A 15,648-nucleotide genomic window follows, 5' to 3' on the forward strand; every position below is an offset into this window, starting at 1 on the left:
AATTGTCGGTTTCTATAGCGGTACGCAAAAGGGCGCCTTGCGGCGCCCTCGAATGTTCAGTCGGTTTCTGTTTTGACCGGCTTGCCCGGCAACAAACCATCGGCGCGGAACATCGCCTTGATCCCGCGCAGCGCCTGACGGCTGCGGTCCTGGTTCTCGATCAACGCAAAGCGCACGTGGTCGTCGCCGTAATCGCCAAAACCCAGGCCCGGCGAGACGCAGACCTTGGCCTCGGCCAGCAGCTTCTTGGCGAACTCTAGAGAACCGAGGTGAGCGTAGGCGTTGGGGATCTTCGCCCAGATGTACATAGAGGCCTTAGGCTTCTCCACCATCCAGCCAATCTCGTGCAGACCCTTGACCAGCAGGTTGCGGCGCTGGCGGTACTGCTCGGCTATGTCTCGCACGCACTGCTGATCGCCTTCCAGCGCAGCGATTGCGGCCACCTGCAGCGGAGTGAAGGTGCCGTAGTCGTGGTAGCTCTTGATCCGCGCCAGAGCGCTGACCAGCTCCGGGTTGCCGACCATGAAGCCGATCCGCCAGCCGGCCATGTTGTAGCTCTTGGACAGGGTGAAGAACTCCACCGCGATATCCTTGGCGCCGGGCACCTGCATGATCGACGGCGCTTTCCAGCCGTCGTAGACGATGTCGGCATAGGCCAGGTCGTGCACCACCAGTACGTCGTACTGCTTGGCCAGGGTGACCACGCGCTCGAAGAAGTCCAGTTCCACGCACTGGGCGGTGGGGTTGGAGGGGAAGCCGAGAATCATCATCTTCGGCTTGGGAATCGACTCGCGAATCGCCCGCTCCAGCTCGGCGAAGAAATCCACGCCCGGCACCAGCGGCACGGAGCGCACCTGCGCGCCGGCGATCACTGCGCCGTAGATATGAATCGGATAGCTGGGGTTGGGGACCAGCACGGTGTCGCCATGATCCAAGGTAGCCAGCATCAGGTGCGCCAGGCCTTCCTTGGAACCGATGGTGACGATGGCTTCGCTTTCCGGATCGATCTCCACGTCGTAGCGGTCCTTGTACCAGCGCGAGATGGCGCGGCGCAGGCGGGGAATACCGCGGGAAGTGGAATAGCCGTGGGTGTCTTCACGTTGCGCAACCTGCACCAGCTTCTCGACGATGTGCGGCGGAGTCGCGCCATCGGGATTGCCCATGGAGAAGTCGATGATGTCCTCGCCGCGACGGCGTGCGGCCATCTTCAGTTCGGCGGTGATGTTGAAGACGTAGGGGGGTAGACGATCGATGCGCGCAAAGCGGCGCTTGGCGTTCTCAGCCATGATTTCCTCGGAGTACGTAAGCGCCCGGAACCGTCCGAGCGACGTTGGCCACTGCTGTGACCGAGCGGCGACGATACGCCCGCCGCCGCTACGCTGTCCAGTACAGTCAGCGAGCGGCGCAGCGCTACAGTCAGCCGCCGAGCATGTCGTGCATGGCGATGATCTGCTCGGCCACCTGGATCAGCTTCTGCTGGCGGCTCATGGCCTGGCGGCGCATTAGGGTGTAGGCCTCTTCTTCGTTGCAGCTCTTCATCTTCATCAGCAGGCCCTTGGCCAGTTCTACACGCTTGCGCTCGGCCAGCTGCGCGTCACGTGCCTGCAACTGCGCGCGTAGCGCCTGGTCGCTCTCGAAGCGGGCCATGGCCACATCGAGGATCGGCTGCAGGCGCTGGGCATGGATGCCCTCGACGATGTAGGCGCTGACCCCGCTCTGGATCGCCTGGCGCATGACGCCGGGGTCGTGCTCGTCGGTGAACATCACGATCGGGCGCGGCTGGTCGCGGCTCACCAGCACGACCTGTTCCATGACGTCACGGCCGGGCGATTCGGTGTCGATCAGAATCACGTCCGGGCGCACTGCCTCGACGCGTTCGGGCAGGTCGATGGTCAGGCCGGACTCATCGATCACCTCGAAGCCGGCCTCGACCAGCGCGCACTTGAGGCGGCCGACCTTCTTTGGGGTGTCGTTGATCAGCAGGATACGCAGCATCGATGGCACTCCCGGCGGTTACAGGACGACAGCCGGGCTTTCGGCCAGGGCATGCAGGTGGAAGCTGCGGGCATAGACAGCAGGGTCGCTGCCGTCCCAGCGGGTGCCGTCCTGCAGAGTGGAGCTGCGCATCTCGCCCGGCACGGCGATGTCCAGAGCTGTGGCGGCCTCGCGATACAGCCTCAGTTGCTGGACCTGGCGCGCCACCGCGAGGTAGTCGGGGTCGCTGCGCAGCAGGCCCCAGCGGCGGAACTGGGTCATGAACCACATGCCATCGGACAGGTACGGCTGGTTGACCAGGCCGCCGGCGTGAAAGCGCAGCGGGTGCTCGTCCAGCCAGGCATGGCCCAGGCCGTCCTGGTAATGACCGAGAAAGCGCGGGGTGATGACCGAAAGCGGGGCGTCGACGTAGTCGCTGCCGCTGAGCAGTTGTGCAGTGCTGCGCTTGTTCTCCTCGCTTTCGTCAATGAAACGGGCCGCTTCGAGCACCGCCATGATCAGGGCGCGGGCGGTATTGGGGTTTTGCTCGGCGAAGGCGCGGGTGCAACCCAGTACCTTTTCCGGATGATCCGGCCAGATTGCCTGGATAGTGGTCAGGGTACAGCCGAGCTGTTCATCGACGGCCTTGGCGGTCCAGGGTTCGCCGACGCAGAAACCGTCGATGCGCTCGGCTTTCAGGTGCTCGACCATCTGCGGTGGAGGGACCACCACGCTGTCGACGTCGCGCAGGGGGTGGATGCCCTGGCTGGCCAGCCAGTAGTAGAGCCACATGGCATGAGTGCCGGTGGGGAAGGTCTGGGCGAAGGTCAGGCGTGCTTCATGTTGGTGCACGTGCTCGCGCAGTGCTTCGCCGCTGGTCACGCCGACGGCCTGCAGTGTGTGCGAAAGGTTGATGCTCTGGCCGTTCTGGTTCAACCCCATGAGCACGGCCATGTCGGTGGCCGTGCTGACGCCAAGGCCCAGGTGCACGCCGTAGATCAGGCCGTAGAGGCTGTGCGCCGCATCCAGCTCGCCGCTGAGCAGGCGATCCCGCAGGCCGGCCCAGGACGTCTGGCGATGCAGTCTGATGCTGAGCCCGTACTTCTCGGCGAAGCCCTGCGTGGCGGCAACGATTACCGAGGCCGAGTCGCTCAGCGCCATGAAACCGATATTCAGCACGCTCTTCTCGGGGGCGTTGCTGCCCCAGGCCCAGGCCAGGGCATCGTCACGAGGGGTGTTGTGTTCGCTCATGCTGCATCCTTAGGTTCACGCAAAAGACGTTGGCCAATGGACTACCGGCCATAAAAAAGCGTCGTATTCAACCCGGCTGCAAAGCCGGGTTGAATACGACGCCGTTGTCGATCAAGCCGTCCGTTGGGCGGGCCTTTTGCGGTGAGATGAAGCAAGGCATATGCCAGTGCGTATTGTCGGCCTCAGCGCTCGAGCATCTGCTTGACGTTGTTTTGCGGAATCTGCTGCTTGCGACCTTCGCTGTCGGTGAACTCGAGCATGCCGGTGTCTTCATCCAGTTCCGGCTTGCCATCGCTGGTGAGCATCTGGCCGTCATTAGTGGTGATGATGTACTCGCTGGCACAGCCGGCCAGGCCGAACAGGCACAGGGCGATAATGATCCATGGTTTCATGATGAACTCCTGAATGGTTGATTGGGAAACTCCCATCTCAGAAGGTAGACGGTGGCGTATAGGCTGCAAGCCAGGTGCGGCAAAACGCCTTTCGGGGGCGCATAAAAAAGCCCCGCACTAGGCGGGGCTCTTCTCACGACGCTTGGATCAGGCCTGAACGACCGGGATCTTGGCGTTGGCCGCGGCTTCACGGAAGTCGGCGATCTGGTCGAAGCTCAGGTAGCGGTAGATGTCGCCAGCCATGCTGTCGATATCCTTCGCGTAGGCCATGTACTCCTCGACGGTCGGCAGCTTGCCGATGATCGAAGCGACCGCAGCCAGTTCGGCAGAGGCCAGGTACACGTTGGCGCCATCGCCCAGACGGTTCGGGAAGTTACGAGTCGAGGTCGACACCACGGTAGCGTTGGCAGCGACGCGAGCCTGGTTACCCATGCACAGCGAGCAGCCCGGCATCTCCATGCGTGCACCGGCCTTGCCGTAGATGCCGTAGTAGCCTTCTTCGGTCAGCTGGTGAGCATCCATCTTGGTCGGCGGCGACAGCCACAGACGGGTAGGGATACCGCCCTTGACCTTGTCCAGCAGCTTGCCGGCAGCGCGGAAGTGACCGATGTTGGTCATGCACGAACCAATGAACACTTCGTCGATCTTGTCGCCAGCCACGGTGGACAGCAGGCGGGCGTCGTCCGGGTCGTTCGGGGCGCACAGTACCGGCTCGTTGAGCTGGCTCAGGTCGATCTCGATGACTTCGGCGTACTCGGCGTCCTTGTCGGCTTCCATCAGCACCGGGTTGGCCAGCCAGGCTTCCATCGCCTGGGCACGACGCTCCAGGGTGCGGGCATCGCCGTAGCCTTCGCTGATCATCCAGCGCAGCAGGGTGATGTTGGACTGCAGGTACTCGGCGATGGCCGCTTCCGGCAGCTTGATGGTGCAACCGGCAGCCGAACGCTCGGCGGAGGCGTCGGACAGCTCGAACGCCTGCTCGACGGTCAGGTTGTCCAGGCCTTCGATCTCGAGGATGCGGCCGGAGAAGATGTTCTTCTTGCCTTTCTTCTCGACGGTCAGCAGGCCTTTCTGGATGGCGTAGTAGGGGATGGCATGGACCAGGTCACGCAGGGTGATACCGGGTTGCATCTTGCCCTTGAAGCGCACCAGAACCGATTCCGGCATGTCCAGCGGCATTACGCCGGTGGCGGCGGCGAAGGCGACCAGACCGGAACCGGCCGGGAAGGAAATGCCGATCGGGAAGCGGGTGTGCGAGTCGCCACCGGTGCCGACGGTATCCGGCAGCAGCATGCGGTTCAGCCAGCTGTGGATGATGCCGTCGCCCGGACGCAGGGACACGCCGCCACGGGTGCGGATGAAATCCGGCAGGGTGTGGTGGGTGGTGACGTCGATCGGCTTCGGATAGGCCGCGGTGTGGCAGAAGGACTGCATCACCAGGTCAGCGGAGAAGCCCAGGCAAGCCAGGTCTTTCAGCTCGTCACGGGTCATCGGGCCGGTGGTGTCCTGGGAGCCGACGGTGGTCATCTTCGGTTCGCAGTAGGTGCCCGGGCGTACGCCTTCGACGCCGCAGGCCTTGCCGACCATCTTCTGCGCCAGGGTGAAGCCCTTGCCGCTGTCAGCCGGTTGCTCCGGCTTCTTGAACAGGTCGGAGGCCTCCAGGCCCAGCTCGGCACGCGCCTTCTCGGTCAGGCCGCGGCCGACGATCAGCGGGATACGGCCGCCAGCGCGGACTTCGTCGAGCAGCACCGGGGTCTTCAGTTCGAAGGTGGTGATGACTTCGTCGGTGCCGTGCTTGCAGACTTTGCCCGCGTGCGGGTAGACGTCGATCACGTCGCCCATGTTGATGTTCGACACGTCGAATTCGATCGGCAGGGCGCCGGCGTCTTCCATGGTGTTGTAGAAGATCGGGGCGATCTTGGTGCCGAAGCAGAAGCCGCCAGCGCGCTTGTTCGGAACGTACGGAATGTCGTCGCCGAAGAACCACAGCACCGAGTTGGTGGCGGACTTACGCGAGGAACCGGTACCGACCACGTCACCGACGTAGGCAACCGGAAAGCCCTTGGCCTTGATCTCTTCGATCTGCTTCAGCGGGCCGATGGCGCCTTGCTGCTCCGGCACGATGCCGTCGCGAGCCATTTTCAGCATGGCCAGGGCGTGCAGCGGGATGTCAGGGCGCGACCAGGCGTCCGGGGCAGGGGACAGGTCGTCGGTGTTGGTTTCGCCAGGCACCTTGAATACGGCCAGGCTGTACTTCTCGGCGATGGCCGGCTTGTTGGTGAACCACTCGCCATCGGCCCAGGACTGCATGACGGCTTTGGCGTTGGCGTTGCCAGCCTTGGCTTTTTCGGCGACGTCGTGGAAGGCGTCGAACATCAGCAGGGTGTGCTTGAGTTGCTCGGCAGCGACGGTGCCCAGGCTGGCATCTTCCAGCAGCTCGACCATGGTGGCGATGTTGTAGCCGCCCTGCATGGTGCCCAGCAGCTCGACGGCGCGTTGCTTGCTGATCAGCGGGGAAGTGGCTTCGCCCTTGGCAACGGCAGAGAGGAAACCAGCCTTGACGTAGGCGGCTTCGTCAACGCCTGGCGGTACACGGTTGGTGATCAGGTCTACGAGGAATTCTTCTTCGCCAGCCGGCGGATTCTTCAGCAGCTCGACCAGGCCTGCGGTTTGTTCGGCGTTCAGCGGCTGGGGCACGATACCCTGAGCGGCACGCTCTGCTACGTGTTTGCGATAGGCTTCAAGCACAGTTATTACCCTCATCAGTGGTCCCAAAGGGTTGTCCGGGACGCGATCCAGATACCCACGAACCAGGCGCTTTTCGACTTTATGAGCCGAGCAGCCGAGGTTTCATGAGTGTCTTGTAGAAGCTGCTTTCAAAGTTTTACGCCGGCAGGACGGTTTCTGATGAGGGCGGGCGCAGAGACTCGGGGGGACTCCGAGTGGCTGCGCCGCCATCGTACCTGCAGGATCGACTGTGCTCGTGACGCTTTGAAAACAGCTTCCAACGGACATTGGCGCCGTAAAAGGCGGGCCGATTCTAATGGAAAGCGCGGATAAAGTTAAGCCGATGTCCCCGCATCAGTGGGGGTGATAAGGATTAGACAAAGGGCTAAGATGCCAGGCTGTTCAGTTGTTCGTATTGCTTTGCCATGTCCAATCAGCGCATCAAGACGCCCTGCGTGGGCCTTTGCTCGACCGTTTACGGTGATGTCGTGTGCCGCGGTTGCAAGCGCTTCCACCATGAGGTGATCAACTGGAACAGCTATAACGACGACGAGAAGCGCGCCGTCTGGACGCGGCTGGAAGTGCTGCTGGTGCAGGTGATGACGGCCAAGGTGGAGGTGTTCGACGAGCAGCGCCTGCGCCAGCAGCTGGAACAGCGGCAGATTCGCTTCGTGCCACAGCAATCGCCGTACTGCTGGGCCTATCAATTGATCGCGCGGGGCGCGCGGATGATCAGTCAGCTGGAAGCCTACGGTATGGTGCTGCTGCCGGAGTTTCGCAACTGGGCACTGCCCGAGCTGCGCGATGCCATCGACAGGGAGTTCTTCCTGCTCTCCGAGGCGCACTACGAGCGCTACATCGCGCCGAAGTTTTTGCGGGAAGGCCTGGAACTGCGGGTGTAGTTCGATCCTAGAAAGAAAAATGCCGCTCGTTGCAGAGCGGCATTTTCGTTTCAGGCGTGGGTCAGCGCTGCGCCACCAACTCCTCCAGGTGGGCGATGACTTCGTCAGGCTTGAGTACCAGCACATCGCTTTCCAGCGCATCGAGTATGACTTCGGCGGTATTGCCGATCAGTGCGCCGGATAGGCCGGTGCGCGCCACGGTGCCGATCACCGTGACCGCGGCATCGAGTTGGTGCGCTACCTGCGGAATCACCACGTCGGCAGGTCCTTCGAGCACATGCAGACGCTCGTCACTGATGTCGTACTCGGCCTGGAAGCTGCGGCACTGTTGGCGGTAGCGCGCCTCGATGGTTTCCTTGAGCTGGAAGGTCGGGTCGGCTGCCGACAGCATCGGCGTCGGGTGTGCGGTGGTCACGTGCAGCGTGCCCTTGGCCAGGCCGGCGATATCGTAGCCATGGCTGATGATGCCGGCATGCAGGGTGCGGTGCTCGCCATCGGCGTTGCCGACATCAACTGCGGCGAGGATCTTGCCGCCGGTCCAGGGGCGCTCGGTCTTGACCATCAGCACCGGGCCGGGGCAATAGCGCAGCAATTTCCAGTCCTCGGGAGTGAGGATGGCCTTTTTCAGCGGGTTGTCCGGCAGGTGCTGCTTGATCACCAGGCCGCAGCCCTCGGCCTGTTGCACGGCGATGATGGTCTGGTGCTGGTTGTCATGCCAGGACTGCTGGGTGGAAACGCTGAAACCTTCCCCGGCGAGGCTGCTGCTCAGATCGTTGAGCCAGGCGCTGTGGTCGCCTTTCTTGTCGCATACCAGCAGGTGCAGGTGCGACTGGGTGACTCCAGCTATCAGTTTTGCCCGCTTCAGCGCGAGGCCTTCGGGGTGCTGGGGTTCCATCACCACCAGAATGCTACGGATCGCTTGCATGGTCGTCTCCCTGAGAGTGAATAGCGCTTATCCAACTATAGGTGCGTCGTCACCAGCGGCTTCTTGACCTGTATCAACGGCGTGCTGGTCGTGCGGCCTGCCACTCGTATAATGGCCCGCCATTTCCAACCTCGCCAGCACCGAGAGCGCTTCAAATATGATGTCAAATGCCGAGCATGTTCCGAGTCACGGTGAGGAACCTGTAACGATCCTGCAGGAAATTCTCGAGTTTCTCGGCGGTGTCGCCACACCCGACGCCTGGCTGGAGGAGGCGCTGCGCCAGCAGGAAATCCTTCTGCTCGACCATCGCAATCTGGAATACAAGGCGGCGCAGACGGCCCTGAGCCTGATGGGGCGCTACCTGACCAAGACCGAATTGACCGCAAGAATGTCGCGTTTGGCCCGTGAGGAGCTGGTGCACTTCGAGCAGGTGAGCAAGATCATCCGCGGGCGCGGCATCGAGGTTCGCCATGTTTCCGCGTCGCGCTACGCCGCGGGGCTGCGCGCGCTGCTGCGTGGCGGCGAAGTGGAGCGGCTGGTGGACGTTCTGGTGGTCGGCGCCTTTATCGAGGCGCGCTCCTGCGAGCGCTTTGCCGCGCTGGTGCCGCGTCTGGATGCCGAGCTGGCCAAGTTCTATGCAGGGTTGCTGGAGAGCGAAGGGCGCCACTATCGGGGGTATCTCAAGCTAGCCTATCTGTATGGTGACGCGGCGGACGTGGACGCGCGTATCGAGGTGGTGCGGGCGGTTGAGCGGGAGCTGATCATGTCGCCGGACGAGCAATTCCGTTTCCATAGTGGTGTGCCTAAAGAAAGCAGCCACGAAGCGGCCATCTGATGACCCGAAGGGCAGGAGAGGGCGTTGCAGCCTCCGCCGTTGCCCCCTCCCCCAGCCCCTCTCCCGCAAGCGGGAGAGGGGAGCAGAGCCCTTCGGGCTACGGTCACGCTGGCGTCAGCTCGAACGGCGCCTGGTTGAAGCCTTGAGCGTCGACCTGCAACGCCCAGCCCTGGCGATCCCAGTCGCCCAGCACGATGCGCCGTGCCGGTTGGCCGTTCACGTTCAGCTCATGCACTGCCGGCCGATGGGTATGACCATGGATCAGCGTACGCACGCCGTGCTCGGCCATTATCCGGACCACTTCCTCCGGCGTGACGTCGACGATATCGCTGGCCTTCATCCGCGTTTGCGCGCGGCTTTCGTTGCGCAGCTTGCGCGCCAGCTTCTGCCGGGTGCTCAGCGGCAGGTTGCGCAGAATCAGCAGCGATAGCGGATTGCGCAGCCAGCGGCGCAGCTTCATGTAGCCGACGTCCAGGGTGCACAGACTGTCGCCGTGCATCAGTAGCACCGACTCGCCGCCCATCTGCACCTTGTGCGGGTCGCTCAACAAGGTGCAGCCCGCCTCGCGGCAGAAACGCTTGCCAATAAGAAAGTCGCGATTGCCGTGCATCAGATAAATCCGCGTGCCGGTCTCGCTCAGTTCGCGCAGGGCAAGGGCGATCTCATGCTGGAAAGGCGTCATGCCGTCATCGCCGATCCAAACTTCGAAGAAGTCGCCGAGGATGTAAAGCGCCTCGGCCTGGCGCGCGCGGGTGGCGAGAAAAAGCAGAAACGCCCGGGTGATATCCGGGCGTTTCTCTTCGAGATGCAGATCGGAGATCAGCAGGATCATCGACTTACTCGGCTACGATTTCGGCCTTCTCGATGATCACGTCATCCACCGGCACGTCCTGGTGGCCGGCCTTCATGGTGGTGGACACGCCCTTGATCTTCTCGACCACGCCCATGCCTTCGACCACTTCGCCGAACACCGCATAGCCCCAGCCCTGAACGGTCGGTGCGCTGTGGTTGAGGAAGCTGTTGTCAGAGACGTTGATGAAGAACTGCGCGCTGGCCGAGTGCGGCTCCATGGTGCGGGCCATGGCGATGGTGCCGACCTTGTTGGCCACGCCATTGTTGGCTTCGTTCTTGATCGGTGCGCGGGTCGGCTTCTGCTTCATGCCCGGCTCGAAACCGCCGCCCTGGATCATGAAGTTGCCGATCACACGGTGGAAGATGGTGCCGTCGTAATGGCCTTCCTTCACGTATTGCTCGAAGTTGGCCACGGTTTCCGGGGCCTTGTCGGCGAACAGGTTCAGGGTGATGACGCCGTGGTTGGTGTGCAGTTTGATCATGATCGTATCCGTGATGAGGCAGACTCGAGCCAGTGGCCCGGGATGAACAGCCCTAGCAGGCCGTTGAAAAACGTCGGCGAGGCAGGCAAGACAAGACAAAAACAGCCGAAAAAGCGCAGTTTACGTGCTGTAAATGAGCATTTTGAGGCTGTTTTTAACGCAGTATTGCCAACGCAGGTAGTTTTTCAACAGCCTGCTAACAGGGTGGCATGCACCCTGTCAGGGGCTTGACAGGTTGGTTATGATACGGACTTTGCCCGAGGCGGCCTACCCGTGCCGCGCCAGTATTGTTAAGGACACCATGAGCAAGCCCACCGTCGAAAAAGCTGCCAACTTCCTGCGCCCCATCGTCCAGGCCGATCTGGACAGCGGCAAGCACGCCAAGATCGTGACCCGCTTTCCGCCGGAGCCCAACGGCTACCTGCACATTGGCCATGCCAAGAGCATCTGCCTGAACTTCGGCCTGGCCGAAGAGTTCGGCGGCCAGTGCAACCTGCGTTTCGACGACACCAACCCGGCCAAGGAAGACCAGGAATACATCGACGCGATCAAGGCCGACGTCGAGTGGCTGGGCTTCAAGTGGGCGGGCGAAGAGCGCTATGCCTCCAACTATTTCGACCAATTGCACGCCTGGGCCGTCGAGCTGATCAAGGCCGGCAAGGCCTTCGTCTGCGATCTGAATGCCGAAGAGATGCGCGAGTATCGCGGCAACCTGACCGAGCCGGGCAAGAACAGCCCCTTCCGTGATCGTAGCGTGGAAGAGAACCTTGACCTCTTCGCACGCATGAAGGCCGGTGAGTTCCCGGATGGCGCCCGCTCGCTGCGCGCCAAGATCGACATGGCCTCGCCGAACATCAACCTGCGCGACCCGATCCTCTATCGTATCCGCCACGCCCATCACCACCAGACCGGTGACAAGTGGTGCATCTACCCGAGCTACGACTTCACCCACGGTCAGTCGGACGCCATCGAGGGCATTACCCACTCCATCTGCACCCTGGAGTTCGAGGATCATCGCCCGCTGTACGAATGGTTCCTGGAGAACCTGCCGGTGCCGGCGCAGCCGCGCCAGTACGAATTCGCCCGCCTGAACCTGAACTACACCATCACCAGCAAGCGCAAGCTCAAGCAACTGGTCGACGAGAAGCACGTCAACGGTTGGGACGACCCGCGCATGTCGACCCTGTCCGGCTATCGTCGTCGCGGCTATACCGCCGCCTCGATTCGCACCTTCTGCGACATGATCGGCGTCAACCGCGCCGGCGGCCTGGTGGATATCGGCATGCTGGAATTCGCCATTCGTGACGATCTGGACGCCAATGCCGCCCGCGCCATGTGCGTGCTCAAACCGCTCAAGGTGGTGATCACCAACTACCCGGAAGGCCAGGTCGAGAACCTCGAGCTGCCGCGCCATCCCAAGCAGGACATGGGCGTGCGTGTGCTGCCGTTCAGTCGTGAGATCTACATCGACGCCAGCGACTTCGAGGAAACCCCGCCGGACGGCTTCAAGCGCCTGATCCCGGGCGGCGAAGTGCGTCTGCGTGGCAGCTACGTGATCCGCGCCGATGAGGCGATCAAGGATGCCGCCGGTAATATCGTCGAGCTGCGCTGCAGCTATGACGAGAATACGCTGGGCAAGAACCCGGAGGGCCGCAAGGTCAAGGGCGTGATCCACTGGGTGCCGGCCGCCGAGAGCGTCGAGTGCGAAGTGCGCCTGTACGATCGCCTGTTCAAGTCCGCCAACCCGGAGAAGAGCGAGGAGGGCGGCAGCTTCCTCGACAACATCAACCCCGATTCGCTGGTGGTGCTCACCGGCTGCCGCGCCGAGCCGTCGCTGGCGCAGGCCAGAGCTGACGACCGCTTCCAGTTCGAGCGCGAAGGCTACTTCTGCCTGGACAAGGATTCCCAGCCTGGCAAGCCGGTGTTCAACCGCACCGTGACCCTGCGCGATTCCTGGGGGCAGTAAATGGCACTGTCGATCTACAACACCCTGACCAAGACCAAGGACGCCTTCAAGCCGCTGGTCGATAATCAGGTGCGCATGTACGTATGCGGCATGACCGTCTATGACTTCTGCCACATCGGCCACGCCCGCGTGATGGTCGCCTTCGACGTGGTCACCCGCTGGCTGCGTCAGCGCGGTTATGACGTGACCTACGTGCGCAACATTACCGACATCGACGACAAGATCATCAAGCGCGCCAATGAGAACGGCGAGCCTTTCGAGGCGCTGGTTGAGCGCATGATCGCGGCGATGCACGAGGATGAGGCACGCCTTTCCGTGTTGCGCCCGGACATCGAACCGCGCGCCACCGACCATATCGCCGGCATGCACCAGATGATCCAGACCCTGATCGACAAGGGCTTCGCCTATGCGCCGGGCAATGGCGACGTGTACTACCGCGTCACCAAGTTCGAAACCTACGGCAAGCTTTCCAGGCGCAAGATCGACGAGCTGAAGATCGGCGCGCGCATCGAAGTGGACGAGATCAAGGAAGACCCGCTGGACTTCGTGCTCTGGAAAGCTGCCAAGCCGGGCGAGCCAAGCTGGGATTCCCCCTGGGGCAAGGGTCGCCCGGGCTGGCATATCGAGTGCTCGGTGATGTCCACCTGCTGCCTGGGCGAGACCTTCGACATTCATGGCGGCGGTCCGGATCTGGTGTTCCCGCACCACGAGAACGAAATCGCACAGAGCGAGGCGGCCACCGGCAAGCAGTACGCCAACGCCTGGATGCACGCCGGCGCGGTGCGTGTGGATGGCGAAAAGATGTCCAAGAGCCTGGGCAACTTCTTCACCATTCGCGAGGTGCTGGAAAAGTACCACCCGGAGGTGGTGCGTTACCTGCTGGTGTCCAGCCACTACCGCAGCCCGATCAACTATTCCGAAGAAAGCCTCAAGGAAGCCAAGGGCGCTCTGGAGCGTTTCTACAACGGCCTCAAAGGTCTGCCGGAAGCGGCACCTGCCGGTGGCGAAGGATATGTGGAGCGCTTCGGCGCGGCGATGGACGACGATTTCAACTCGCCGGAAGCCTGCGCCGTGCTGTTCGAGATGATCCGCGAGGTCAACCGCCTGCGTGAGTCGGATGTGCAGGCCGCCGCCGGCCTGGCTGCCCAGCTCAAGCAGCTGGCCAGCGTGCTCGGCGTGCTGCAGCTGGAACCGGATGCCTTCCTGCAGGCCGGCGCCGCCGGCAAGGTGGACGCCGCCGAAGTCGAGGCGCTGATCGCCGCGCGCCTGCAGGCGCGGGCCGACAAAAACTGGGCGGAATCCGACCGCATCCGCGACCAGCTCACCGCCATGGGCGTGGTGCTGGAAGACGGCAAGGGCGGCACCACCTGGCGTCTGGCTGAGTAGCCGGGCGCTCAACGACAAAGGCCGCTTTTCTGCGTAATACCGTTCACTTAAGGTGCTCGCGCTTGGCTCCCCTCTCCCATTTANNTCTTATGTGAACAGCATTACGTTTTTCAGCGGCCTTTGTCGTTTCAGGCTGCCGGCATCTGCGCCAGCAGCTTGTCCAGGGTGACGGGATAATCGCGCACCCGCACGCCAGTGGCGTTATAGATCGCGTTCGCCACCGCCGCGGACACCCCGCAGATGCCCAGCTCGCCCACGCCCTTGGCCTTCATCGGCGAGGAGAGGGGGTCGCTCTCGTCGAGAAAGACCACCTCCTGATGCGGAATGTCGGCATGCACCGGCACCTCGTACGCGGCCAGGTCGTGGTTGATATACAGCCCGTAACGGGTGTCGACGGACAGCTCCTCCATGAGTGCCGCGCCCACGCCCATGGTCATGGCGCCGATCACCTGGCTGCGCGCGGTCTTCGGATTGAGGATCCGCCCGGCCGAACAGACCGCCAGCATGCGCCGGACTCGCACTTCCGCCGTAGCGGCATGCACGGCCACCTCAACGAAATGTGCGCCGAAGGTCGAGATGCGGTAGCGCTTGTCCAGGTCGCCGAACTCGATGCCATCTTCGGCCTCAATCGTCCCGCCTGCCGCTGCCTCGGCGAGCGTGGCGCGCTTGTCGTCCTGGCGGACTTCGCCATTGTCGAACACCGCCCGGGAGGGATCGAAACCGAGCTTGCGCGCGATCTGTTCGCGCAGCTTCACGCAGGCGGCATAGACCCCCGCGGTGGAACTGTTGGCGCCCCACTGGCCGCCTGAGCCAGAGGAAACGGGAAAGCTCGAATCGCCGAGTTTCACGCTCACCTGGTCCAGCGTCACACCGAGCATTTCCGCCGCGGTCTGGCCGATGATGGTGTAGCTGCCGGTGCCGATGTCGGTCATGTCGGTCTCGACGGTCAGTCGGCCTTGTGCATCGAGGCGCACGCGNNGCGGCAGACTGGGTAACCGGTCCGTCGCGAAACGCGCCAGCCATACCCAGGCCGATCAGCCAGTCGCCCTCGCGGCGCGTGGCAGGTTTGGCTTCACGCTCGGCCCAGCCGAAGCGTTGCGCACCCTGCAGCAGGCACTCCTTGAGATGGCGCTGCGAGTAGGAACGCTCGGGTTTCTCCGGGTCGACCAGCGAATCGTTCATCACGCGGAAGTCGACGGGGTCGAGGCCGAGCTTCTCGGCCATCTCGTCCATGGCGATCTCCACGGCCATCGATCCAGGCGTGTCGCTGGGGGCGCGCATGGCGTTGGCTTCGGGCATGTCCAGCGCCGCCAGGCGCGAGCTGGACGTGCGGTTGACACCCGCGTACAGCGGCCGCGAGTAGATCACTCCGGATTCGGCGGTGTTGGCGTTGAGGTCGCCGGACCAGTTTTCGTGGCCGATCGCGACGATCTGGCCGTCGCGCGTGGCGCCGATGCGGATGCGCTGGATAGTGGCCGCGCGATGGGTGGTGTTGTTCATCATCAGCGGGCGCGGCAATGCCACCTTTACCGGGCGTCCGGCTGCGCGAGCGCCCAGCGCCGCCATCAGCGCGTCGGCGCGGATGAACAGCTTGCCGCCGAAGCCGCCGCCGACGTAGGGCGAGATCAGTCGGACCTTGTCGACGTCCATGCCCAGTGTTTCGGCCAGATCCTTGGCGCCCCAGGCGATCATCTGGTTTGAGGTCCACAGGGTCAGCCGGTCGTCGTCCCAGCGGGCCATCGAGGCGTGCGGTTCCATCATCGCGTGGGACTGGTCGGGCGTGTGGTAGGTGGCGTCGAGCTGCACGGGGGCGCTGGCGAACGCGCTGTCGAAGTCACCGACGGCGGTGTCCGGCTCGCTGCCGGCGACTTTCTCCGGCTTCTTCGCCGTGTCCTTGGCAGCTTCGAGGTCGAAGTTACCGGGCTGACGCTGGTAATCGATCTTCACCAGCTCGGC

12 protein-coding genes and 1 pseudogene are annotated in these 15,648 nt (G+C 63.1%); 4 read left to right on the top strand and 9 right to left on the bottom strand.

Features of this window, described 5'->3' with window-relative positions; translation table 11 throughout:
* Positions 1-56: 56 nt before the first annotated feature.
* The 5 genes from alaC to acnB form a co-directional block, all read right to left on the bottom strand.
* On the bottom strand, positions 57-1,286 hold the full coding sequence (gene alaC, locus B3P22_RS14575; RefSeq protein ID WP_296271456.1) for an alanine transaminase: 1,230 nt from the start codon (positions 1,284-1,286) through the stop codon (positions 57-59).
* Between the two features lie 130 nt (positions 1,287-1,416).
* Positions 1,417-1,995 (bottom strand): ANTAR domain-containing response regulator, encoded by a 579-nt coding sequence (locus B3P22_RS14580; RefSeq protein WP_197856346.1) that lies wholly within the window; start codon positions 1,993-1,995, stop codon positions 1,417-1,419.
* 18 nt (positions 1,996-2,013) lie between these two features.
* Complete coding sequence (locus B3P22_RS14585) at positions 2,014-3,225, bottom strand: CmpA/NrtA family ABC transporter substrate-binding protein (protein ID WP_296271457.1); 1,212 nt, start codon at positions 3,223-3,225, stop codon at positions 2,014-2,016.
* A gap of 182 nt (positions 3,226-3,407) precedes the next feature.
* Positions 3,408-3,617: a YgdI/YgdR family lipoprotein gene (locus tag B3P22_RS14590; RefSeq protein WP_197856348.1), complete on the bottom strand. Its 210-nt coding sequence runs from the start codon at positions 3,615-3,617 to the stop codon at positions 3,408-3,410.
* A gap of 147 nt (positions 3,618-3,764) precedes the next feature.
* Complete coding sequence (acnB, locus tag B3P22_RS14595) at positions 3,765-6,365, bottom strand: bifunctional aconitate hydratase 2/2-methylisocitrate dehydratase (protein ID WP_197856525.1); 2,601 nt, start codon at positions 6,363-6,365, stop codon at positions 3,765-3,767.
* Positions 6,366-6,769: 404 nt separating this feature from the next.
* Between acnB and B3P22_RS14600 the strand changes: the two genes are divergently transcribed.
* The gene (locus tag B3P22_RS14600; protein ID WP_197856349.1) at positions 6,770-7,246 is read left to right on the top strand and encodes a DUF1289 domain-containing protein; all 477 of its coding nucleotides are present in this window, start codon (positions 6,770-6,772) and stop codon (positions 7,244-7,246) included.
* Between the two features lie 61 nt (positions 7,247-7,307).
* On the opposite strand, the gene B3P22_RS14605 is transcribed toward B3P22_RS14600, so the two are convergent.
* Positions 7,308-8,171, bottom strand: a complete 864-nt coding sequence (locus tag B3P22_RS14605) for a universal stress protein (RefSeq protein ID WP_296271458.1) — start codon at positions 8,169-8,171, stop codon at positions 7,308-7,310.
* A 157-nt stretch (positions 8,172-8,328) separates the two neighbouring features.
* On the opposite strand from B3P22_RS14605, the gene B3P22_RS14610 reads away from it, so the two are divergent.
* Positions 8,329-9,006, top strand: coding sequence for a tRNA-(ms[2]io[6]A)-hydroxylase (locus B3P22_RS14610; protein WP_296271459.1), 678 nt, complete (start codon positions 8,329-8,331; stop codon positions 9,004-9,006).
* Positions 9,007-9,109: 103 nt separating this feature from the next.
* Here the strand turns inward: B3P22_RS14610 and lpxH are convergent, their stop codons facing one another.
* Entirely contained in the window at positions 9,110-9,838 is a 729-nt protein-coding gene (gene lpxH / locus B3P22_RS14615) for a UDP-2,3-diacylglucosamine diphosphatase (RefSeq protein ID WP_296271460.1), read from the bottom strand.
* 4 nt (positions 9,839-9,842) lie between these two features.
* Positions 9,843-10,340 carry a peptidylprolyl isomerase gene (locus B3P22_RS14620; protein WP_296271461.1) on the bottom strand — a complete coding sequence of 166 codons (498 nt, stop codon included), beginning with the start codon at positions 10,338-10,340 and terminating at the stop codon, positions 9,843-9,845.
* 301 nt (positions 10,341-10,641) lie between these two features.
* Here B3P22_RS14620 and B3P22_RS14625 point away from each other — a divergent pair, with 301 nt between their 5' ends.
* The gene (locus B3P22_RS14625) at positions 10,642-12,306 is read left to right on the top strand and encodes a glutamine--tRNA ligase/YqeY domain fusion protein (protein WP_296271462.1); all 1,665 of its coding nucleotides are present in this window, start codon (positions 10,642-10,644) and stop codon (positions 12,304-12,306) included.
* Positions 12,307-13,692 (top strand): cysteine--tRNA ligase, encoded by a 1,386-nt coding sequence (gene cysS, locus B3P22_RS14630; protein ID WP_296271463.1) that lies wholly within the window; start codon positions 12,307-12,309, stop codon positions 13,690-13,692. It abuts the gene before it with no gap.
* Positions 13,693-13,820: 128 nt separating this feature from the next.
* Here cysS and B3P22_RS14635 read toward each other — a convergent pair.
* A pseudogene (locus tag B3P22_RS14635) lies at positions 13,821-15,648 on the bottom strand (molybdopterin cofactor-binding domain-containing protein); the annotation flags it as partial.

The organism is Pseudomonas sp. UBA6323 (assembly GCF_002439135.1).
Lineage (GTDB): Bacteria > Pseudomonadota > Gammaproteobacteria > Pseudomonadales > Pseudomonadaceae > Aquipseudomonas.